Origin of the sequence: Actinomyces oris (assembly GCF_006546825.1) — a bacterium.
Classification (GTDB): Bacteria; Actinomycetota; Actinomycetes; order Actinomycetales; family Actinomycetaceae; genus Actinomyces; species Actinomyces oris.
In genome coordinates this window covers 497129-519070 of the sequence record NZ_VICC01000006.1, presented here as the reverse complement: position 1 = coordinate 519070, position 21942 = coordinate 497129, and the positions used below count along the sequence as shown (strand labels likewise).

18 protein-coding genes are annotated in these 21942 nt (G+C 69.9%); 12 read left to right on the top strand and 6 right to left on the bottom strand.

Features of this window, described 5'->3' with window-relative positions:
• Positions 1–9 precede the first annotated feature (9 nt).
• The gene (locus FK267_RS09685; protein ID WP_141407036.1) at positions 10–750 is read right to left on the bottom strand and encodes a hypothetical protein; all 741 of its coding nucleotides are present in this window, start codon (positions 748–750) and stop codon (positions 10–12) included.
• Between the two features lie 121 nt (positions 751–871).
• On the opposite strand from FK267_RS09685, the gene FK267_RS09680 reads away from it, so the two are divergent.
• From FK267_RS09680 to FK267_RS09665, 4 genes are all read left to right on the top strand, one after another.
• On the top strand, positions 872–1693 hold the full coding sequence (locus FK267_RS09680) for an ABC transporter ATP-binding protein (protein ID WP_141407035.1): 822 nt from the start codon (positions 872–874) through the stop codon (positions 1691–1693).
• 106 nt (positions 1694–1799) lie between these two features.
• Entirely contained in the window at positions 1800–2267 is a 468-nt protein-coding gene (locus tag FK267_RS09675) for an NfeD family protein (protein ID WP_075374684.1), read from the top strand.
• A gap of 60 nt (positions 2268–2327) precedes the next feature.
• Positions 2328–3626, top strand: coding sequence for an SPFH domain-containing protein (locus FK267_RS09670; protein WP_141407034.1), 1299 nt, complete (start codon positions 2328–2330; stop codon positions 3624–3626).
• A 148-nt stretch (positions 3627–3774) separates the two neighbouring features.
• A complete protein-coding gene (locus FK267_RS09665; RefSeq protein WP_141407033.1) occupies positions 3775–4635 on the top strand; it encodes a TrmH family RNA methyltransferase in 861 nt (286 codons plus the stop codon).
• A gap of 142 nt (positions 4636–4777) precedes the next feature.
• On the opposite strand, the gene FK267_RS09660 is transcribed toward FK267_RS09665, so the two are convergent.
• Positions 4778–6922, bottom strand: a complete 2145-nt coding sequence (locus tag FK267_RS09660; RefSeq protein WP_141407032.1) for a glucose PTS transporter subunit IIA — start codon at positions 6920–6922, stop codon at positions 4778–4780.
• A gap of 375 nt (positions 6923–7297) precedes the next feature.
• On the opposite strand from FK267_RS09660, the gene FK267_RS09655 reads away from it, so the two are divergent.
• The 4 genes from FK267_RS09655 (at position 7298) to FK267_RS09640 (ending at position 11322) form a co-directional block, all read left to right on the top strand.
• A complete protein-coding gene (locus tag FK267_RS09655; RefSeq protein ID WP_141407031.1) occupies positions 7298–7954 on the top strand; it encodes a hypothetical protein in 657 nt (218 codons plus the stop codon).
• A gap of 48 nt (positions 7955–8002) precedes the next feature.
• Positions 8003–9661: an ABC-F family ATP-binding cassette domain-containing protein gene (locus FK267_RS09650; protein WP_176747172.1), complete on the top strand. Its 1659-nt coding sequence runs from the start codon at positions 8003–8005 to the stop codon at positions 9659–9661.
• A 235-nt stretch (positions 9662–9896) separates the two neighbouring features.
• Entirely contained in the window at positions 9897–10289 is a 393-nt protein-coding gene (locus tag FK267_RS09645; protein ID WP_141407030.1) for a HesB/IscA family protein, read from the top strand.
• Between the two features lie 40 nt (positions 10290–10329).
• Positions 10330–11322 carry an FKBP-type peptidyl-prolyl cis-trans isomerase gene (locus FK267_RS09640; RefSeq protein ID WP_141407029.1) on the top strand — a complete coding sequence of 331 codons (993 nt, stop codon included), beginning with the start codon at positions 10330–10332 and terminating at the stop codon, positions 11320–11322.
• Positions 11323–11425: 103 nt separating this feature from the next.
• Here the strand turns inward: FK267_RS09640 and FK267_RS09635 are convergent, their stop codons facing one another.
• Positions 11426–12049, bottom strand: a complete 624-nt coding sequence (locus FK267_RS09635) for a superoxide dismutase (protein ID WP_075414202.1) — start codon at positions 12047–12049, stop codon at positions 11426–11428.
• A 180-nt stretch (positions 12050–12229) separates the two neighbouring features.
• Here FK267_RS09635 and FK267_RS09630 point away from each other — a divergent pair, with 180 nt between their 5' ends.
• Positions 12230–12673 carry a hypothetical protein gene (locus tag FK267_RS09630; protein ID WP_004565060.1) on the top strand — a complete coding sequence of 148 codons (444 nt, stop codon included), beginning with the start codon at positions 12230–12232 and terminating at the stop codon, positions 12671–12673.
• A 46-nt stretch (positions 12674–12719) separates the two neighbouring features.
• Here the strand turns inward: FK267_RS09630 and FK267_RS09625 are convergent, their stop codons facing one another.
• Positions 12720–14378, bottom strand: coding sequence for a DEDD exonuclease domain-containing protein (locus FK267_RS09625; protein WP_282958438.1), 1659 nt, complete (start codon positions 14376–14378; stop codon positions 12720–12722).
• A 190-nt stretch (positions 14379–14568) separates the two neighbouring features.
• Between FK267_RS09625 and FK267_RS09620 the strand changes: the two genes are divergently transcribed.
• From FK267_RS09620 to FK267_RS09610, 3 genes are all read left to right on the top strand, one after another.
• On the top strand, positions 14569–15447 hold the full coding sequence (locus tag FK267_RS09620; protein WP_070510158.1) for a lysophospholipid acyltransferase family protein: 879 nt from the start codon (positions 14569–14571) through the stop codon (positions 15445–15447).
• Between the two features lie 160 nt (positions 15448–15607).
• Entirely contained in the window at positions 15608–16837 is a 1230-nt protein-coding gene (locus FK267_RS09615) for a pyrophosphate--fructose-6-phosphate 1-phosphotransferase (RefSeq protein WP_075378136.1), read from the top strand.
• A gap of 317 nt (positions 16838–17154) precedes the next feature.
• Positions 17155–18504 (top strand): class II 3-deoxy-7-phosphoheptulonate synthase, encoded by a 1350-nt coding sequence (locus FK267_RS09610; protein WP_232622601.1) that lies wholly within the window; start codon positions 17155–17157, stop codon positions 18502–18504.
• Between the two features lie 77 nt (positions 18505–18581).
• Here FK267_RS09610 and pknB read toward each other — a convergent pair whose 3' ends face one another.
• Both pknB and FK267_RS09600 read right to left on the bottom strand, forming a co-directional pair.
• Complete coding sequence (gene pknB, locus FK267_RS09605) at positions 18582–20609, bottom strand: Stk1 family PASTA domain-containing Ser/Thr kinase (protein ID WP_101587103.1); 2028 nt, start codon at positions 20607–20609, stop codon at positions 18582–18584.
• 99 nt (positions 20610–20708) lie between these two features.
• On the bottom strand, positions 20709–21869 hold the full coding sequence (locus FK267_RS09600) for a polyprenyl synthetase family protein (protein ID WP_101587106.1): 1161 nt from the start codon (positions 21867–21869) through the stop codon (positions 20709–20711).
• Positions 21870–21942 lie beyond the last annotated feature (73 nt).

The following is a 21942-nucleotide window of genomic DNA, read 5'->3' as shown; positions in this document are numbered from 1 at the left end:
GCGCCCCCTCTACCGGGCCCACCACTCGGTGGCCGCAGCGGCACCGTGACGCGCCACCGCCAGCAGCGGGCGCAGGACGTCGGCCCGCCGCTGCGCCTGCAGGGCGGTCGTGGCCGCACCGTCGTCGTCCAGGGCCAGCTCGCACATCCCCGCCAGGCGCAAGGAGCGCTCCAACAGCTCCCGATCACGGCGCGCCAGCCACGGCGGGACGAGGCGCGGATCCACCACCGCGGTGAGCAGGTCATTGAGGGCGTCGGCCATCTCCGGGCGCTCGCGGGCCAGGTCGAGCTCGATGAGCGCCTCGATGGCCTCCTCGGTGGCGGTGTGCACCTGCCTGCGAGCGTGCGCCGCATCCAGCGGAGGCAGCGGGGAACTGAGAGGCTCGGCGTGCCAGGACACCGAGGTGCCGGAGTCCTCAGGAACCAGCAGCACCCGGCCGGCTGCCCCCTCCAGCACGACGCCCTCCTCGATGTCGGGCAGGAGCCCCCAGGTACCGGTGCCACCGGCCGGTGAGGGCAGGACCGCGCTCACCCGACTCAGGGGGCGGGCGGAGGCGAGCCACCGTTCCAGGCTGACGCGTCCTGAATCGTCGTCGGCGGCAGCAGTCGGTGTGTCCGAGCCCCCGGTGACGACGCTGCCGATGACGTCATGGGCGCCGTCGGGGCCTTCAACGAGCGACAGGCCGTGGGAGGAGGGCGATGGCGCCCACAGGGCCAGCACGATGCTGACCGGCGGGTTGAGGGGATCCATGGGGGCCAACCATAGTGAATGGTGGTGGGGCGAGCCCCGAAGGGGAGCGGTCACCATGTGGGGCGCGGCTCTCGTCGCGCATCTTCCCTGTGTGAACTCTCCGTCACGATAGGATCACCTCATGACCAGTGTCCTCCACCTCGACGATGTCTCACTGCACCGCGGCAGCCACCAGATCCTCAGTCACGTCAGCTGGACCGTGGACGAGGGGCAGCACTGGGTGCTGCTGGGATCCAACGGCGCGGGCAAGACCACGATCGCCAGGATCGCCTCGGCCAGGCTCTTCCCCTCCTCCGGCACGGTCGACATCCTCTCCGAGCGGCTCGGGCGCGTGGACGTCTCCGAGCTCCACCCCCGTATCGGCCTGTTGTCCTCGGCTCTGGCCGCCAACGTCCAGAACGGCGAGAAGGTGCTCGGCGTGGTCCTGTCGGCCTCCTACGGGCGCATTGGGCGCTGGCGCGAGGAGTACGACGACTTCGACCTCGAGCGCGCTCACGCCCTGCTGGGCGCCCTGGGGGCCGCTCACCTGGTCGACCGGTCGTGGGGAACGCTGTCATCGGGGGAGCGCAAGCGCGTCGAGCTGGCTCGCGCTCTGATGCCGGACCCGGAGATACTCTTCCTCGACGAGCCCGCCTCGGGGCTGGACCTGGCCGGCCGCGAGCAGCTCCTGGCTGCGCTCACCGAGATCATCTCCTCGCCCGACTCGCCCTCCATGGTCCTGGTGACCCACCACCTGGAGGAGATCCCGGAGGGCTTCACCCACGCGCTCACGCTGCGTGAGGGAAAGGTCGTGGGCTCCGGCCCGCTTCAGGAGGTCCTCACCGCGGACACGATCAGCACGACCTTCGGTATGCCGCTGGAGGTCACCTACGACCGCGGTCGCTACGCGGCCAGGGGGCTCCCTGCCGGCCACGGCAGGCGCGTCGCCGAGGCCAAGGGCTGACCACCGGTTCCGGGAGGGAAGGCCGCTGCGGGCCGCATCGATCCCTGATCGTCCCCGACCGGCACCCGACCACATACTCACCGACCGCGTTCATCAGGAGGTTCGCATGGAATGGCTGTTCTGGGTCGCAGGGGCGCTGCTCCTCGTCGTCATCGAGACGATGACAGCGGATCTTACCTTCCTCATGATCGCCGGAGGTGCGCTGGGAGGAGGGCTGACATCCTTCCTCGGCGGACCCGTGTGGGCGCAGGTCGTGGTCTTCGCCTGCGTCTCCACCCTGCTTCTCTTCGCCGTGCGCCCCTGGGCCAAGCGTCGCCTGGCCGCCGCCACGCCGCAGATGAAGACCAACGTCGAGGCCCTCATCGGTCGGTCTGCCGTCACCATTACTCCTGTCGACCGTGAAGGCGGGCGGGTGCGCCTGGGCGGCGAGGAGTGGAGCGCCCGCCTGGCTCCCGCCGTCCAGGGAGGCGTCACCCGTCTGGAGGCCGGGGTGAGTGTGACCGTGGCCCAGATCGACGGGGCCGTGGCCGTGGTCGCCCCGGTGACGACCTCCACCGCCGCTCCCGCGTCCTGACGCTGCCCGCGCCGGCCCCAACCGTTCTGACCACCCGTTCAACCCTGCAGGAGGAACCTCGTGCCCTTCGTCTCCATCATCTTGCTTCTCGTGGCCGTCCTGGTCATCGTCGCCATCTTCCGGGCAGTGCGGATCGTCAAGCAGAGCACTGCGATCATCGTTGAGCGCCTGGGGCGCTTCCAGGCGGCCTACGGCGCTGGAATGCACTTCCTGGTGCCCTTCATCGACCGGGTGCGCAACATCATGGACCTGCGTGAGCAGGTCGTCTCCTTCCCGCCTCAGCCCGTCATCACCTCCGACAACCTCGTCGTGAGCATCGACTCGGTGGTCTACTACCAGATCACCGACCCCATGCGCGCCACCTACGAGATCTCCAACTACCTGCAGGCCATTGAGCAGCTGACGGTCACCACGCTGCGTAACGTCGTCGGCTCCATGGATCTGGAGCAGACGCTGACCAGCCGCGACCAGATCAACGGCCAGCTGCGCGGCGTCCTGGACCAGGCCACCGGCCGCTGGGGAATCCGCGTCAACAGCGTGGAGCTGAAGTCCATCGACCCGCCGGCCTCCATCCAGGGCTCCATGGAGCAGCAGATGCGCGCCGAGCGTGACCGCCGCGCCGCGATCCTGACCGCCGAGGGTGTCAAGCAGTCCCAGATCCTCACGGCCGAGGGTGACAAACAATCCGCGATCCTGCGCGCCGAGGGTCAGGCGCAGTCCGCGATCCTCAAGGCGCAGGGTGAGTCGCGCGCCATCCTTCAGGTCTTCGACGCCATCCACCGTGGTAACGCCGACTCCAAGCTGCTGGCCTACCAGTACCTCCAGACCCTGCCCAAGATCGCCAACGGCTCCTCCTCCAAGATGTGGATCGTGCCCACGGAGTTCACGGCGGCGCTCGACGGCATCGCCGGCGCCCTGGGCGGTGGCAAGGACGGTGGCCCCGGCGGCTCGGACGACTCCGACGACGACGCCGCCCGTCTCGGTGTCGACCTCTCGGGCAGCGAGCTCGACCTGGGGATCGCCTCGGATCTGGCCAGCACCAGTCTCCAGGCCCCCGAGGAGGCCCTCGCCCAGGCCCGTGGTGAGGTCGAGTCGGCCTCCCAGGAGGCCAGTGAGGAGCCCGCACCCAAGGCAGGCGTCTCCCCGAAGGCTCCCGCGGATGAGGCCGACGGCGAGGCCACGGTGAGCGTTCCGACCTCCGACGGCCTCGAGGGGTCTCACGCCGGGCACGGCAGCCACGTGTCCGACCCCGAGGAGGCCCGGCCCGGTTCCGTGCCTCCTCGCGGCGGTTACGGCATCCAGGCCCAGCCCGGCTACGGCACGCCTCCCGGCGCGCCCCAGGGCCCCTACGGAGCCTGAGCCGGCCACCCTCACACCCCTGGCGAACCTGACGAGGGCCCGGGGACACTCGCTGCGGCGGGAGGAGTGGGCGATCCACGATGATCGGCCTATTCTTCCCGCCGTACTGCTGTACTGGACCGGGAAAGCCCCAGAAGGTGACGACGCGATGATTATTGAGCTGGCCGACGGCGCCGATGAGCGCCTGGCGGACTATACCAGGCTGACGGACGTGGCGCTGCGTCGTCGGCTGGAGACTCAGCGGGGGCTGTACATGGCCGAGTCCTCCAAGGTCATCACGCGCGCCGTGGCCGCCGGGCACGCCCCGCGCTCCTTCCTCATGGCCCCGCGCCACCTGGAGGAGATGCGCCCGGTCATCGCCTCCGCGGCCGGCTGCGCAGGCAGCGACGACGGCGGCGAGGTCCCCGTGTTCGTCGCCCCCGAGGAGGTCCTTGAGTCCATCACGGGATTCCACCTGCACCGCGGGGCCCTGGCCGCCATGAACCGGCCCGAGCTCGCCGGAGTTCCCGAGCTGCTTGCGGCCGCCCGTGGGGGAGCGGGGGCCAGGCGGGTCGCGATCCTGGAGGACCTGGTGGACCACACGAACGTGGGGGCCGCCTTCCGCAGCGCGGCCGCCCTGGGGATCGATGCCGTCCTGGTCACTCCGCGCTGCGCGGACCCCCTCTACCGGCGCAGCGTGCGCGTCTCCATGGGCACCGTCTTCCAGGTCCCCTGGACCCGGATCGAGCGCTGGCCCGCCATGGACGAGCTCCACGCACAGGGCTTCACCGTGGCCGCCCTGGCACTGTCGGACACTTCCGTGGCACTGGATGAGTTTGCGGCCTCAGCGGCCTGTATGGCCCCGGACTCGCGGGTCGCCGTCGTCCTGGGCACGGAGGGCGACGGGCTGTCCCACCGGACCATCACCGCGGCCGACGAGGTGGTGCGCATCCCCATGGCCGGGGGAGTGGACTCCCTCAACGTGGCGGCCGCCGCGGCTGTGGCCTTCTGGGCGCTGCGCCTGCCCTGACCTGGAGTTGCAAGTCCGGTGCCGCAGGTTCGCGCTGGACGATGGCAGGAGAGCAATACGGTGGGGCCGGATCCGTCCATGGACGGATCCGGCCCCCACCGCTGTGTCAGCGGCCGATCAGGTTGGCGGCGTCATGCCAGGCTCAGGCCTCAGGCGCGGTGACCTTGATGAGGGCCTCGCCGGGCTCCACCGAGTCGCCGCCGACGACCTCGACCGAGGCGAAGGAGGCGGTGTTGGTGACGAGCACCGGCGTGGTCAGCGGGTAACCGGCCTGCTCGATGACGGAACGGTCCACGCGGACGAGCTCCTGGCCCGCGCTGACGCGGTCGCCCTGGGAGACCTTGACGTCGAAGCCCTGGCCCTCCAGGTTGACGGTGTCCAGACCCACGTGGATGAGGATCTCCACGCCGCTGTCCAGGGTGATGCCGAAGGCGTGCCCCGAGGACGGGGCCACGACGACGGTGCCGTCCGCCGGAGCCGTGACGACGATGTCGCCCTGGGGCTCCAGACCCACGCCCTGACCGACGGCGCCCGAGGAGAACACCGGGTCGGGAACCTTGTCCAGGTCCATGGTCGTGGCCTTGAGCGGCGAGGCGATCTCAGTGACCGCACCGGGAACCAGGGCCGGCTTGGGCGTGGGGGCCTTCGCAGTCCGGTCGCCCTCCTCCACAGGAGCGGCAGCCGCAGTGGCGCCGGCCTTGGGCGTCTCAGCGGCCTTGGCCGGAGCGGAGGCAGTGGTGTTGCCTCCCTTGGTGACGCCGGCTGCGGCGAGCGCCTCGGCCCGCTCCTCCTTGGTGCGGTAGCCGAAGGTGACGATGAGGAAGAAGGAGGTGGCGAAGGCCGCGGCGACGGAGATGCCGTAGAGCCACATGGGGTTGAAGACCGGGATGGTCAGCAGCGAGGTGAAGGCGAAGGTCGTGGTCGTGACGCCCTCGATGCCTCCCAGCATGCTGCCGATGCCCTGAACGAGGCCACCGACGGCACAACCGACGAGCATGAACGGGTAGATGCGCTTGAAGCGCAGGTGGATACCGTAGAGGCTCGGCTCGGAGATACCACCGAGCAGACCGGCGAAGAGGGCACCGGTGGCGGTCTGGCGCATCTCATTGTCCTTGTCGCGGACGGACCACACGAGGACTGCCGCGGTGGCACCGAAGCAGGCGAAGTTCCAGGCGCCCATGGGGCCCTGGATGAAGTCGGTGTGGTTCGTGGCCGCCGAGGCGATGTTGGCCAGCATGAGGGCGTTGAGCGGCCAGTGCAGGCCCAGCGGCACCAGGAAGGGGTACACCATGGGGATGAGGATCGCGAAGATGATCGGGGCGTGAGAGTTCAGCCAGAACAGGGCCGTGCCCAGGCCGGTACCGATCCACACGCCCAGGGGGCCGATGAGGAAGGCCGTCACCGGCATCATGATGACGAAGGACAGGAAGGGCACGAAGACCATCTGCACGTTGGACGGAACGACCTTGACCAGTCCCTTGTAGACCAGTGCCAGGATGGCCACCATCATGAGGGGGACGAAGACCTGACCGCCGTAGTTGTTGAGCTGCATGGGCAGCCCAGCGATATGGGCCGTGCACAGATCGGAATTGACGGAGGCGTTGTGGACGCAGTCAATAACGCCCTTCTCCTGGAGCGCCTTATCACTCAGGAAGATGTACTCCGGCGTCAGCAGCGCCGCCATGATCGCTGTGCCGACCCACGGGTCGATCTTGAGCTTCTTGGAGGCGTTGTAGGCCACCATGACCGGCAGGAAGTAGAAGACGGCACGGAACATGGCGTCGACGAACAGCAGCGTGGTGGGCTTCTGGTCGTTGGGCACGTGGGTGTCGATGAGGCCGAAGGCCTCACAGATGGCCTCACCCGCGATGATGAGGGAGGCGCCCAGCAGCGCAGGCAGCAGGGGACGGAAGGAGTCGGACAGGTACTCGAAGAAGGCGTCGACGTAGGCGTTCTTGCCGCGGGCCTTGGCCCGGGCGGCGGCCTTGACGTCCGCATCGGACTGGCCCGAGCCGGAGGAGCCGCCCTGGTTCTTCATGGCCGGCAGGCTGTTGATCTCGTCGTACACGCTCTGCACCGCACCACCGATGACGATCTGGTAGCGGTCCCCGGACTGGGGAACGGCGCCCATGACGCCCGGGATGGCCTCGACGGCCGCCTTGTCGATGCCGGAGGCGTCCTTGAGCTCGAAGCGCAGTCGGGTGGCGCAGTGGGTGAAATGGATGATGTTCTCGGCGCCGCCCACGGCGTCGAGGATTGCCTCAGGAGTTGAGGTCGTGGTTGCCATTCGGGCCCTTTCCTACTGAGCGAGGGTAACGAGGACGGAGGATGCACCCCAGTGCTCTCCGAGTCTCCGACTGGCTCGCTCTCGGTGGTGGGGATCTGACACCTCGTGCGCCGCGCGGGCGCAAAAAGGTGGTTGAGGAAGAGGGTACTGTCTCACGGCTCAGAACAAAAAGGGAACAGTCCGTCTGGATGGCGCCCGCACCTGGCCCAAGACGAACAATGGCTAAGAATCTGCGCGATCCCGGTATCCACTGGTCGGTGTTTGCGCGGTTGAGGCGGGTAGTGCGCACAGGTGCTGGGGCCAGTGGGTGCACCACGGGAGCGGGTTTTGCACGCTTGAGGCACACCGACCCCGTCTCACGCGAAGGAGCTCGACATGAGCGCGCAGACCTCCCTGGCCGCACAGCCGGCACCGCCGGTCCTCCCGAACATCCCGGTTCGCCCGCCCACCACGACTCCGCCTCCCGTCCCGGCCCCGACCGCCGCGCCCGCTGTGCCGCGGCTCTACGGTCCACCGGGATGGACGGTGCGCATCGGCCTGTGGCGCCTGCTGGAGCCCTGGCTCGACACCCCGCGCTGCCTGCCGGGGGAGAGCCCGCTGCGACTGGATGCCAGGGGCGCCCCGGAGAGCGACTACGTGCCCTTCCGCGGCATGGACGCCGCCACCGCAGCCGACCTGCTGAACCGGCTGCCGGCTGCTGCACTGAGCGACCGCCAGAACCTCGCCCCGAGCCTCAAGACGATGCTGACCGCCTGCGCCGGAGCGGACGGGCAGGTGCGCCTGTGCGGCTACGGCATCGGCCCCCAGCGGGAGGACGAGCGGCTGAGCGCTGAGGCCCTGTGGGTCGCCGACACCGACCTGCAGGGCTACGAGGTCCTCGCCGAGCACAGCCGGGACTGCCAGTGCTCCGCGCTGTGGGAGCGGGTCAAGGCGCGCTACGGGCTCGACGCCGGCTGCATTCCCGACGACATCGTGCGTACCCGGCCCGAGTGGGCCGGCGGCGCGGTCGGCTGGTGGATGTGGTGGGACTGATAGGCCCGTTGCGGCGGGCAGTACCGGTGGGCCCGTACGATGGCGCGCGTGATTAATGTCCAGGACCTCACCATGCGCATCGGTGCTCGCCAGCTCGTCGCTCACGCCGGCTTCCGGGTCGACAAGGGGATGCGCATCGGCCTCGTGGGTCGTAACGGCGCCGGCAAGACCACGATGACCAAGCTGCTCGCCGCCGCCTCCGTGGCCCAGGGCGCCGGCCGTGCCGTCAACGACGCCGACGAGCGCCACGGGCTGGAGGCCGTCGAGCACGAGGGCACCATCACTTGCACGAGCTCGGTGGGCTACCTGCCCCAGGACACCAAGGTCGGGGACTTGAGCGAGATCGCCCGTGACCGGATCCTCTCGGCCCGCGGCATCGACGCGCTCCTGGCCCGCATCCGCAAGGCCGAGGAGCGCATCGCCGTCACCGAGGGTGAGGCTCAGGCCAAGGCCCTGGACCGCTACACGCGCCTGGACCACGAGTTCACCATGGCCGGTGGCTATGCCGCCGCCTCCGAGGCCGCCCGCATCAGTGCCGCGCTGGGCCTGCCCGACCGCATCCTGGACCAGCCCATCGGCACGCTCTCAGGTGGCCAGCGCCGTCGGGTCGAGCTCTCCCGGGTCCTGTTCCAGCAGCCCGACACGCTCCTGCTCGATGAGCCCACCAACCACCTCGACCACGACTCGATCCTGTGGCTGCGCGACCATCTGCGCACCTACGCCGGGGGCTTCATCGTCATCAGCCACGACGTCGAGCTCCTGCGCGACACCGTCAACCAGGTCATGTACCTCGACGCCGGCCGCGGGGTCCTCGACGTCTACCACCTGGGCTGGGACGCCTACCTCAAGCAGCGCGCCGACGACGAGCACCGGCGCCGTCGGGAACGCGCCAACGCCGAGAAGAAGGCCGCCGCCCTGCGCGCCCAGGGGGAGAAGATGCGGGCCAAGGCCACCAAGGCCGTGGCCGCCCAGCAGATGCTCAAGCGGGCCGAGCGTCTCATGGCCGACCTGGAGGACGAGGCGGCTGTGGAGAAGGTCGCCCACCTGCGCTTCCCCGACCCCGCCCCCTGCGGCAAGACCCCGCTGCGCGCCGCCGGGCTGTCCAAGGCCTATGGCTCCCTGGAGGTCTTCGCAGGCGTCGACCTGGCCATCGACCGAGGCAGCCGGGTCGTGGTCCTGGGTCTCAACGGCGCCGGCAAGACCACGCTCCTGCGCCTGCTCGGCGGGGTGGAGGAGCCCGACTCCGGAGAGGTCATCCCCGGCCACGGCCTCAAGATCGGCTACTACGCCCAGGAGCACGAGACCATCGACACCGCGGCGAGCGTCGTGGAGAACCTGCGCCGCGCCGCCCCCGGCATGGACGACACCCAGGTGCGCAGCGTCCTGGGCTCCTTCCTCTTCTCGGGCGCGGACGCCGACAAGCCCGCCCGGGTCCTCTCCGGCGGGGAGAAGACCCGCCTGGCCCTGGCCATGCTCGTGGTCTCCAGTGCCAACGTCCTCCTGCTCGACGAGCCGACGAACAACCTTGACCCCGCCAGCCGCGAGGAGATCCTCGGGGCGCTGGGCACCTTCGCCGGCGCCGTCGTCCTGGTCACCCACGACGAGGGCGCCGTCGAGGCCCTCAACCCCGACCGGGTCCTCCTGCTTCCCGACGGCGACGAGGACCTGTGGGGGCCGGAGTACCTCGAGCTGGTGGCCCTGGCCTGAGGGGCAGACCGCGCCCTCCCGACCCGGGTGCGACGTCGTCGGACACAGTGAGTCCCCTCACCACGGCTCTGCGGTGCGGACCGCGTAGGGTTGTCACCAGGAACAAGGCATCGAGCTGGAGCGTTGGCTCCAGTGGATCCTTCAGGCGCTCGTCACGAGAGCCACCGCAGGACCTTCAGCGGCTCCGCACGAGGCGCCGCAGACGAACGTAGGCACACCAGATCAGGAGATGACCATGGCAGAGACCGCCCTGACCGAGACCACTGACACCCAGACCCCCGAGCACGAGGTCATCCTCACCGAGACCGCCGCCGCGAAGGTCGCCAGCCTCCTGGCTCAGGAGGGGCGCGACGACCTGCGCCTGCGCGTGGCCGTCCAGCCCGGTGGCTGCTCCGGACTGGTCTACCAGCTCTACTTCGACGAGCGTCTCCTGGACGGCGACGCCGTGCGCGCCTTCCCCACGGGCAGCGGCGAGATGGCTAGCGTTGAAGTGGTTGTCGACCGCATGAGCGTGCCCTACCTGTCGGGCGCCACCATCGACTTCGCCGACACCATCGAGAAGCAGGGCTTCACCATCGACAACCCCAACGCCGCCGGAAGCTGCGCCTGCGGCGAGTCCTTCCACTGATCCCTCCCGCGCAGGCCCCTCCCTCACTCAAGGAGCTCATGTGCGCCGCACATCCCTGACCCTGACCGCCCTGGCCGCGGCCGCCTGCCTCACGCTGGCCGGCTGCTCGGGGTCGTCCAAGAACGCCTCCGCCACGCCGTCGGCCCAGGCGTCCCCGACCCTGACCCGCTCGATCATCGACTGCGCTCAGGAGGCCGGAACGATCGAGACCGACTCCGAGGCGCTTCCGGCGATCGGAGGCGATGCGGGAGCCGAGCCGACCGTCACCTGGAGTGAGGGGAAGCAGGCGCCTGCCAACCTCGTCTCCAAGACACTCACCGCCGCGGAAGGCCCGGCGGTGTCCTCGGGCGACGTCGTCACCGTCAACTACGTGGGCTGGAAGTGGGGGTCAACGGAGGCTTTCGACTCCTCCTTCAAGAAGGGTGCCCCGGTCACCTTCGGCCTGACCGGGGTCATCCCCGGATGGACCTGCGGCCTGGCCGGGCACAAGGTCGGTGAGCGCGTCCAGCTGTCGATCCCGGGCAAGCTCGCCTACGGCGAGACCGCCGATCCGGCTCGCCCGAACTCGCCGACCGGGCCGCTCGTCTTCGTCGTCGACATCACTGCTCGCATCACGGGCGATGAGCTGACCCCGTCCACGAAGGACGCCACGATCGACTCCGCGGAGGTCAAGAAGCTCACTGATCGCGGCGTGACGATCTCCGGCGACCTGGGCGCCCCCGCAGCCGGACTTGCGGGCCCCAAGGCCGAGGAGCCTCTGCAGCCGGAGGTCTTCGTCGTCGCCCGCGGAAAGGGCGCGGCCATCAAGGAGACCGACACCGTGGCCGTGCAGATGTCGCGCACCTCGTGGGACGGCACGACGAGGAGCTCGACCTGGGAGGATCACGCCCCCAGCGCAATGCCAGCCGGACAGATCCGTGCGGCCGGGCTGCCGGCGGGTTCCAGGATCGTGCTGCTGGCCCCGGGTAACTCCAACGGAGGGAAGCGTGAGTCGGCGTACGTCTTCGTGATCGACGTCGAGAAGGTGATCTGAGCGCGGAGCCGCTCAGGCAACCATTCGCGATAAGGCTTGTGGCCCGCACCCCGTGAAGGGGAGCGGGCCACAAGCCTGCGCGGCGCGTGTCTGCCGGCCGGCGTCAGCGGACGATGAGGCCCTGGGCCTTGGCGACGGCGTCGGTCAGGCGCTCGGAGACGTCCTGCCAGTTGGCGATGTTCCAGACGGCCTTGACGTAGTCGGCCTTGACATTGAGGTAGTCGAGGTAGAAGGCGTGCTCCCACATGTCCACCATGAACAGCGGGATGGTGCCCACGGGCACGTTGCCCTGCTGGTCGAAGAGCTGGAAGGTGACGAGCTTTCCGGAGAGGGAGTCGTAGGCGAGCACGGCCCAGCCCGAGCCCTGGATGCCCATGGCGGTGGCGGTGAACTGCGCCTGGAACTTCTCGAAGGAGCCGAAGGAGTCCTTGATGGCCTCGGCGAGCTCGCCCTCGGGCTGGCCCCCGCCGTTGGGGGAGAGGTTCTTCCAGAAGATGGAGTGGTTGGTGTGGCCGCCCAGGTTGAAGGCCAGGTTCTTCTCCCACAGGTTGATGGCGGCCAGGTCGCCGGACTCGCGGGCGGCGGCCAGGGCCTCCAGGGCGGCGTTGGCGCCGGCGACGTAGGCGGCGTGGTGCTTGTCGTGGTGGAGCTCCATGATCTTGCCGGAGATGTGGGGCTCCAGGGCGGCGTAGTCGTAGGGGAGCTCGGGAAGGGTGTACACGGCCATCAAGGACTGCCTTTCGGTGGGTGAGGTGGCTTCAGTCCCGCCTCAGCAGGGCTCGTTAGGACTGAAGTCCTGAACATGGTTCATGCTAGACGTGGCGTCGGAAGAGGGATAGTGAGCCCGCGTGTGATTACACTGACCGCGGAAACACTGCCGTCCGTACCCGTCCACGAAGGATCCGCTATGACTGACCAGGCTGCTTCCGCCCGTCTCGAGCTTCTCGTCTTCTCCGACGACGCCACCGTGCGTCAGGAGGTCATCGACGGTGTCGGACGCCGACCGGCCAAGGGCCTGCCACTGGTGAGCTGGACCGAGGCGGCCACCGCCGAGGGCGTGCGCATGGCCATCAAGGACCGCGAGAAGGAGGGCCAGGCGCCCTTCGACGCACTGGTCCTGGACGCTGAGGCCAAGAAGCTCGGCGGCATGGGACTGGCCCACGAGCTGTTCACCGAGCTCGACGAGCGTCCCGCCGTCGTCCTGCTGACCGCCCGTCCCCAGGATGACTGGCTGGCCGCCTGGGCCAAGGCGGAGGTCGTCGTGCCCCGCCCCCTGGACCCGCTGAGCCTCCAGGAGGGCGTCGCCAAGGCCCTCACCGCGCGCCGCGGCACCGTCACCCCCGCCGGCTGAGCCAGACGTCGGCCGCGCTGAGGCGAACTGCTCACGCGCGGCGCTTTCATTCCTGCGAGGCCAGGACCTTGCGGTGGCGGGCAGCCGCACCGATTGGCCACGTGAGCACCGCGGGGTCGCCGTCGACCTCCACGATGCGGGCGCCCTCGTCCAGGACCCAGTCGGCAAGCAGGCTCGTCTCCTCGATGCTCGCCACCTCACCGACGCGGCCGGGCCGCTCAACGACCCGGGCGCTGGCGCGCAGCAGCTCGACGGCGGGGCGCGGGTCGGCACCGGGCGCGGTCGTCATGGAGCCAGCTAGCACGCCCCAGCGCACCACCACCAGCTCCCAGCCCCCGACCTCGCGGCGGCGGGCCGCCATGAGGTGCGGACAGGCCAGCAGGGGCCGCACTCGCTCGGCCCGGTCCACCGCCCGCAGCAGGCAGCGCAGGCGGCCCGTCCAGGTACCGGCATCCTCATAGCGTTCGGCCCGGGACAGTGCCGCGATGCGTTCCAGCAGGGGAGCGGCCACCAGGTCGATCTCGCCCGACAGGCAGGCCAGCACCTCGGCCGGCTCAGCCGGGACGTCGTCGTGGCGTACCCGCCGCAGCTCGCGCCCGTCCCAGCGGCCCAGACGCAGCACCGACTCGGCGGCGCGCAGGGCCTCCTGGCCCCTGCCGCGCGAGGCGAAGGGACCCACCGCGCGGCCGACCTCCTCCGTGGGCAGCACGGTGGTGAGCGCCAACCGTGGCTCGGCCCCCTGGCTCGGGCCCTGGGTCAGGTGGAGCCAGGGCCGGCGCCGCGGGGCCCGGGAGCGGCGGTTGACCGGTGGGTCGAGCTCGGCGATCATCCGCAGCTCGCGCACCCGCGCCTCAATGAGCGTGGGTGTGGCGATGTGCCGCACGCTCACGGTGGTGTCCAGCATCTGCGCCACCTTGCGGCGCTTCTCCGCGGCGGTGAAGTAGGAGCGCACCCGGCGCTTGAGGTCCACGGCGCTGCCCACGTAGAGCACCTGGTCGGCCGCCGAGCGGAACTGGTAGACGCCGGGGCCGCTGGGCAGGGCGTCGGCCAGGCGGCTCTTGGCGCGGCGCCCGGCCGGGACCGGGTCGGAGGCGGTGGCCAGGTCCTCCAGGTGCGTGACGCCGAGCGGCGCCATGACCTCCAGGGCGCCGTGCAGCACGTCCACGGTGGCGCGCGCGTCATCCAGGGCCCGGTGCGTGGGACGGGTCTGGGAGCCCACGAAGGCGGCCAGTGTCCCCAGCTTGTGGTTGGGCACCTCGCTGCGGGTCCAGGCCTTGCGGGCCAGCGCCAGCGTGTCCAGCACGCGGGGCTCGGGCCACTCCAGGCCCAGGGCCGCTGCGGCGCCACGTAGGTGACCGACGTCGAAGCGGGCGTTGTGGGCCACGAGGACGACGTCGTCGGCCAGCAGATCCGCCCAGTCCAGGAAGGCCTCCACGCAGGCGCGCACGCCGGGGGCGCCGGCCACCATGGCGTTCGTGATGCCGGTGAGCATGGTGATCTGGGCGGGGATGGCCACACCGGGGTTGACCAGGGTGGAGAAGTCGGCCAGCACCTGCCCACCGCGCACCTTGACGGCCCCGATCTCAGTGAGCGCATGCGCGCCGGGCGCGCCGCCCGTGGTCTCCAGGTCCACCACGACGAAGGTCGCCCGTTCCAGGGGCGTGCCCATGTCGGCGAAGGACACCTGGGTCCCGATGGTGCTCACGGTCGCAGGCTAGAGGATCGCAGTGACATGCATCCTCGCCGGCAGTCGGGAAGTCGGTGCGAGCAGGGTGGGAAGCACCCTAGAATCATCCCCATACCCGAGCGGCACCGGCCGGCTCCGGTGCCGTCCGTCTCCGATGGTGCCCGACCGTGTGGTGGCCGCCCAGCCAGCAGTTCACAGGAGGCCCCGCGTGGGATACGGACCCATCAAGGCAACAGTCGGCCCGGCCCTGGAGATGCTCTACCAGCCCTGGATCCGCGGCGAGGAGAACATTCCCGCCGAGGGCGCGGCGATCCTGGCCTCCAACCACCTGGCGGTCATCGACTCCTTCTTTCTGCCGCTGCTGGTGGACCGCGAGGTCGCCTTCATCGGCAAGGCCGACTACTTCACCGGCAAGGGCGTCAAGGGCTGGGCGGTGAAGAACTTCATGAAGACCGTGGGCACCATCCCCGTGGACCGCTCCGGCGGCAAGGCCTCCCAGGCGGCGCTCCAGGCCGGCATCGACCGCCTGCGCTCGGGGCAGCTCTTCGGCATCTACCCCGAGGGCACGCGCAGCCCCGACGGACGCCTCTACCGCGGCAAGACCGGCGTGGCCCGCATCGCCCTGGCCACCGGAGCCCCCGTAGTGCCCGTGGCCATGATCGGCTCCAACCTGGCCCAGCCGATCGGCAAGTCCATCCCCTCCACCCGCCACCGCGTGGGCATCGTCATCGGCGAGCCGCTGGACTTCTCCCGCTACAAGGGCCTGGAGAACGACCGCTTCGTGCTGCGCTCCATCACCGACGAGATCATGTACGCCCTCATGGCCCTCTCCGGCCAGGAGTACGTGGACCTCTATGCCGCCGACGTCAAGAAGGCCATGGACTCGGAGAAGAAGACCGCCGATGAGGTCGTCACCGAGATGCTCGCCGCCCAGGCGCAGGCCCGCCCGTCGGCCGCCCCCGTGGCCGCGCCCGGTGGCCGCCCCGCCCCCGAGGTCTCCGTGCCCGAGCCGCCCGAGGACAAGAGCGGCAAGGACAAGAAGAAGGACAAGGCCGCCGACGACGAGGCCGAGCCCGGCGCCGAGTAGGAGTTGTGGGGACTGGGCGACTATCTCTGCTCCGTGATTCTGTCCGGTTGGTCCCTGTCAGCGGCTACCGATGGCACGTAGACTGACGCCCGGTGCGGCCCGCGCCGCCCGATCAGGCCGGGGCACTGACCCCGAGTACCCACAACCCGAAAGGTTCCTGATGTCGATTCGTCGCGTCGCCCTGCTCACCGCTGGCGGTTTCGCCCCCTGTCTGTCCGCCGCCGTCGGCGACCTCATCGAGCGCTACACGCAGGTCGCTCCCGAGGTCGAGATCATCGCCTACCAGTACGGCTACCACGGCCTGCTCACCGGCAACTACATCGTCATCGACGAAGAGGGCCGCAAGAACGCCGGCATCCTGCGCGACTTCGGCGGGTCCCCGATCGGCAACTCTCGCGTCAAGCTCACCAACGCCAAGAACCTCGTCGAGCGCGGCCTGGTTGAGGAGGGCGTCAACCCCCTGGAGTTCGCCGCCGAGCAGCTGCGCAAGGACGGCGTCGACGTCTTGCACACCATCGGTGGCGACGACACCAACACCACCGCCGCCGACCTGGCCGCCTACCTCCACGAGAACGACTACGAGCTCACCGTCGTCGGCCTGCCCAAGACCATCGACAACGACGTGGTTCCGATCCGCCAGTCCCTGGGCGCCTGGACCGCGGCCGACGAGGGCGCCGGCTTCGCCTTCAACGTCATCGGCGAGCACCGCTCCAACCCCCGCATGCTCATCGTCCACGAGTGCATGGGCCGTAACTGCGGCTACCTCACCGCCGAGACCGCCCGCCGCTACCACGACCTGCTCCAGACCAAGCAGTGGGCCCCCTCCCTCGGCCTGACCAAGGAGCGCTGGGACGTCCACGCCGTCTTCCTCCCCGAGGTGAAGCTCGACATCGCCGCCGAGGCCGAGCGCCTCAAGGCCATCATGGACGAGCAGGGCAACGTCAACATCTTCCTGTCCGAGGGCGCCGGCGTCCCCGAGATCATCGCGGAGATGGAGGCCGCCGGCCAGGAGGTCCAGCGCGACCCCTTCGGCCACGTCAAGCTCGACACCATCAACCCCGGCCAGTGGTTCGCCAAGCAGTTCGCTGAGCTCATCGGTGCCGAGAAGGTCATGGTCCAGAAGTCCGGCTACTACTCGCGCGCCGCCCACGCCAACGCCGAGGACCTCGCCCTCATCAAGAAGATGTGCAACCTGGCCGTCGACTGCGCCCTGCGCGGCGAGTCCGGCGTCATCGGCCAGGACGAGGAGAACAACGACGAGCTCACCGCGATCGCCTTCCCGCGCATCGCCGGCGCCAAGCCCTTCGACATCACTCAGGCCTGGTTCACCGACCTCATGGCAGAGCTGGGTCAGAAGGTCGAGCCTGCCGAAGCTGCCCCCGAGCACTGAGGCTGAGCCCGCACCCTGCCGCGGCCGGTGCCGTCCTCGTGACGGCACCGGCCGCTTCTCTGTGCTCGCCTGTGCCCCGGAGGGTGGTGCCGGCGACCCCATGTGTCACGTTTGGCGACTATTCAACCCGCCTACTGCGCTCCTGGAACGGAGGCCTTCGCATCCGTGCAGGTCACAGCGTTGCAACCGGTCCGTGCGCGCTCTGTTGCAGCCCTAAAAGTCGCCCACAGTGACACAATTCGTCCCCCAACCCCCGTGTTTCGCGATGCGGCGCCGAACCCGGGCAATCTCCCGACTGGCCTATGCTGACGGGCGTGATGAACGAGCTCTCCGCCGCCCGCACGGACGCCCAGACCCCGGCATGGCGCCACCTGCCCGCCCTCCAGCAGCCCGCCTACCCTGATGAGGCCGCGCTTGCCGACGTGGTGGCGGACCTGCGCCGCCGGCCCCCGCTCGTCTTCGCCGGAGAGGTCGACTCTCTGCGCAATCTCATCGCCCAGGCCAGCGCCGGGGAGGCCTTCGTCCTCATGGGCGGGGACTGCGCCGAGTCCTTCACCCACAACACGGCCGACAACATCCGCCTCAAGGTCCAGACCATCCTCCAGATGGCCGCGGTCCTCACCTATGGCGCCTCCACGCCCGTGGTCAAGATCGGCCGCATGGCCGGCCAGTACGCCAAGCCCCGCAGCTCGGACACCGAGACCCGCGGAGAGGTCACCCTGCCCGCCTTCCGCGGCGACTCCGTCAACGGCCACGAGTTCACCCCCGAGGCCCGCATCCCCGACCCCACCCGCATGCTGGACGCCTACCTGCGCTCGGGCACCACCCTCAACCTCATCCGCGCCTTCACGATGGGCGGTTACGCGGACCTGCGCGAGGTCCACTCCTGGAACCGCGGCTTCACCGCCAACCCCGCCTACAAGCGCTTCGAGTCCTTCGCCGAGGAGCTTGACCGGGCCATGCGCTTCATGGAGGCCGCCGGCGTGGACTTCGAGGCCCTGCGCCAGGTCGACTTCTACGCCGCCCACGAGGCCCTCCTCCTGGAGTACGAGGACGCCATGATCCGCGAGGACTCCCGCTCCGGGCGCCTCTACGACACCTCCGCCCACATGCTCTGGGTGGGGGAGCGTACCCGGGAGGCCGACGGCGCCCACGTCGCCATCCTCGCCGGCGTCCACAACCCCGTGGGCGTCAAGGTCGGCCCCACCACGTCCCCCGACGACCTCTCCCGGCTCATGGACCGCCTCAACCCCGAGGGCCTGCCCGGACGCCTGTCCCTCATCACCCGCATGGGCGCCGACCGCATCCGCGAGGCCCTGCCGCCGCTGGTGGAGGCGGTGCGCGCCGACGGGCGCCCCGTCACCTGGATCGCCGACCCCATGCACGGCAACACCATCACCTCGGACAACGGCTACAAGACCCGCCGCTTCGAGACGATCCTCGACGAGATCCGCGGCTTCTTCGAGGTGCACCGCACCCTGGGCACCGCCCCGGGCGGCATCCACGTCGAGCTCACCGGCGACGACGTCACCGAGGTCCTCGGCGGCGGCGAGCACATTGACGAGGCCGGTCTGGCCGAGCACTACGAGACCCTCGTCGACCCGCGACTCAACCACCAGCAGTCCCTCGAGGTCGCCTTCGAGATCGCCGAGATGCTCAAGGGCTGAGAACACTCGCTGAGCGCCCGCCTGCAGAGCAGGCGAAACGTGGCCCGGTCCGCTGAAGCGGCACCGGGCCACATTCGTCAGAAGATGTTGATGGTGACCTTGGAGTCCGGCTTAACGCTGGAGCCCGGCGCAGGATCAGTGGAGCGCACCGTCCCGAAGGGACCACCCAGGCGCTTATTGACCTCCACCTTGAGCCCGGCGTCCTCCAGGACCTTCTTGGCCTCGTCCTGGCTCTTACCGGTCACATCCGGCACCGTCACCTTCTCCGGCCCCTTGGAGACCGTCAGGTCCACCGAGTCGCCCTTGTAGTAGCCCGAAGCCCCGGCGATGGGGGAGGAGGAGATGATGTTCCCCTTGGCCACGGAGTCTGAGTAGCCCTTGCTGACCTTGCCCTTCTTCAGCCCGGCGTCCTCCAGGACCTTCTTGGCCTCGTCCTCGCTCATACCGGTCACGTCGGGGATCGTGGCCGGCTCCTTGCCCTTGGAGACCACGAGAGAGACCTTCTCGGTGTGCTTGATGACCTTGCCGGCCTTGGGGTCGCAGGAGATGACCTTGCCCGACTCCACGCTGGCGGAGTACTCCTCCGTGACGTCCCCCAGGGTCAGGCCGGCCGCCGTGATCGCGGCCGTGGCCTGGTCCTTAGTCTTCCTGACGACGTCGGGAACGGTCTTGGTCTCCACGCCTCGGGAGACGGTGGCGGTCACGGCCTGGCCGAGCCCCACCTTCTGGCCCGCCTTCGGCTGGCAGGAGACGATGCTGCCGGCCGGGACCGTGTCGGAGTAGACGCGCTCGGGCGTGCCCCAGTCGAGCCCCTGCTTCTCCAGGGCGAGCTGCGCCTGGTCCTCAGACATGCCAATGATGTTGGGCACGGAAACTCGTCTGCCGGGACCGGCCGTCAGGTACCAGGTGGCGCTCGCACCGGTCCCAGCCACAGCCAGCAGCCCGATGACGAGTGCACGACGGCGACTGAAGCCGCCGTTACTCTTCTTCGGGGTGGGGACGGCAGTGGTCTTCTGAGCGTCGGCCGCCAGGGCCTTGCGGGAGAGCGCACGTGTTCTCCCCTTGGAGTCCGGGCCGATCGAACCAATGGGAAGGGAGACGGTGCGCATCCCGGCGTGCGGCGAGGCCTCCTCGGCGGAGGAGTCGTCGGCGTCGTCCTGGGGCTCGTTGTCGATGGCGGAGCGGGCGGCCTGAGCGTTGGCCGTCATGACCTGCTGGGTCCGGATGGAGCCGGTCCCGCCCCCGCGGCGTACGGAGAGCTCGGAGTCGGTGAGCTCGTCGACGACGTTGCGCAGCAGCGCCAACGCCTCGTCGGCGTCGGCCGGGCGCTCCTGCGGCTCACGGCGAGTCATGGTGGCCACGAGCTCGTCGACGTCGGCCGGCATGTCGGGCACCAGCTTGGAGGGCAGGGGCACGTCCTCGTGGACGTTACGGAAGGCGATCTGAATGGGGGAGTCCGCGGTGAAGGGCTGCTGACCGGTGAGGAGCTCGTAGAGGACCACCCCGGCGGAGAAGACATCGGCGCGAGAGGTGGAGTCCCCGGAGGTGATGAGCTCTGGCGCCAGGTAGGCGACCGTGCCCAGCACGTTGCCCGTTGTCGTCTGCGTCACCTCCGTGACCGCTCGGGCCAGACCGAAGTCGGCCACCTTGGCCACCGAGCCATCCGAGGGCAGCAGGACGTTCTCCGGCTTGATGTCGCGGTGGACTAGGCCGGCCCGGTGAGCGGCACCGAGCGGGCGCAGCAGCTGGGCCACCAGCCCCAGGGCCTCCTTGACCGACAGCGGTCCCGCCGTAATGAGGTCGCGCAGCGTGGGCCCCTCGACGTACTCCATGACGAGGTAGGCCACCCCGTCCAGGCTGCCCTGGTCGAAGACGGCCACCACGCCCGGGTTGGACAGGCGTGCCGCGGCCCGCGCCTCACGGCGGAAGCGCGAGACGAAGTCGGGGGAGTCGGCCAGGTGGGCGTGCATGAGTTTGAGCGCCACGGTCCGGTCCAGGCGACGGTCATGAGCGCGGTAGACGGTGGCCATCCCGCCACGCGCTAGACGGTCGACGATCTCGTAGCGAGAGTCGACCAACCGACCAATGAGGGGATCTGTGACCACGCCGCGATTCTACGATGCCGGTGGGATGGTCACAGCCGCCGGTCGGATCAGGCGGGTAGTACTGCCCACCTGTTGGGTCGCTCCGTTGCCCGTGCCGGATCAGGAGACTCGGTGCGTCAGCAGGTCCGCCAGCACCGCCAGGTCCTCCAGGGATGCGGCGCTCACCACGTCCTCGTCCCCGAGGCGCTCCAGCGCCCGGTTCCCGGCCTCGCGGTGCGCGGCGACGATCTCCTCGTGGGCAGCGCGCGCGCCGCAGTCCTCGATGAGAGCGGCGACCTCGCCGATCTGATCCTCCGTGGCCTCGGGATTGGCCAGGACACTGCCGAGCAGCCGGCGGCCGGCATCGTCGCACCGCCCCCAGGTCAGGGCCAGCAGCACTGTGCGCTTGCCCTCGCGCAGATCGTCGCCGGCCGGCTTGCCGGTGGCCTGCGGTGAGCCGAAGACCCCCAGCTCGTCGTCGCGCAGCTGGAAGGCGATGCCGACGTCCTCGCCGAAGGCGGCCAGGTGCTCGGCGGTGGCCCCGCTCGGGTCAAGGCCGGCCAGGAGGGCGCCGATCAGTAGCGGGTGGCGCACCGAGTAGCGGGCCGACTTGTGCCGAACCACCGACAGAGCGTCGTCCTGCATGAGCCTGGCTGCGGCGCCCGGCTCCCGGTCCCAGGGAAGGGGCAGGTTCTCGCTGCGCACGTCGAGGAACTGGCCCAGGGCCACCTCGGTGGTCATGGCGTCGAAGGCGGACCGGGCGTGCCGCACAGCACTGCCTCGGGTCTGGCTGGAGGTACGCGACGGCGCCAGTGCGCTCATCTCCTCACCTGCCAGGGACAGCAGGAGGTCGCCGAGCAGGATGGCGCCATTGGCCCCGAAGGTCTGCGGGCGCCCCAGCCAGCCCTGGGCCTCGTGGTCCCGGGCGAAGAACCGGTGCGCCGCGGGCAGGCCCCGACGCGTGTCGGCGCCGTCCATGAGGTCGTCGTGGACCAGGGCACTGGCCTGGTAGAGCTCCAGCGCCGCACCCAGGTGGACGGCGTCGGAAGCGGTCAGGTACTCGGAACGCCGCTCCGGGGTGCTCAGGATCGCGCAGCCGACGGCCCCCAGGACGGCGCGCATGCGCTTGCCCCCACTCAGGACGCTCCCGGCGGCCTCGAGCAGCTCAGGGGCGGCCTGGCCCAGGTCCTCCCAGCGCCGGTGGCAGTCCTCCAGGACCTGGGTCAGACGGTGCTCGACGGCGGGACGGATACGGCCCAGGGCCGCAGGCAACGCACTCATGACCGCCAGAGTAGTCCCAGCTCAGACGTCAGGAGGGCCGGCGATGCTCCCGACGGCAGGTTTGCCGCGGCGC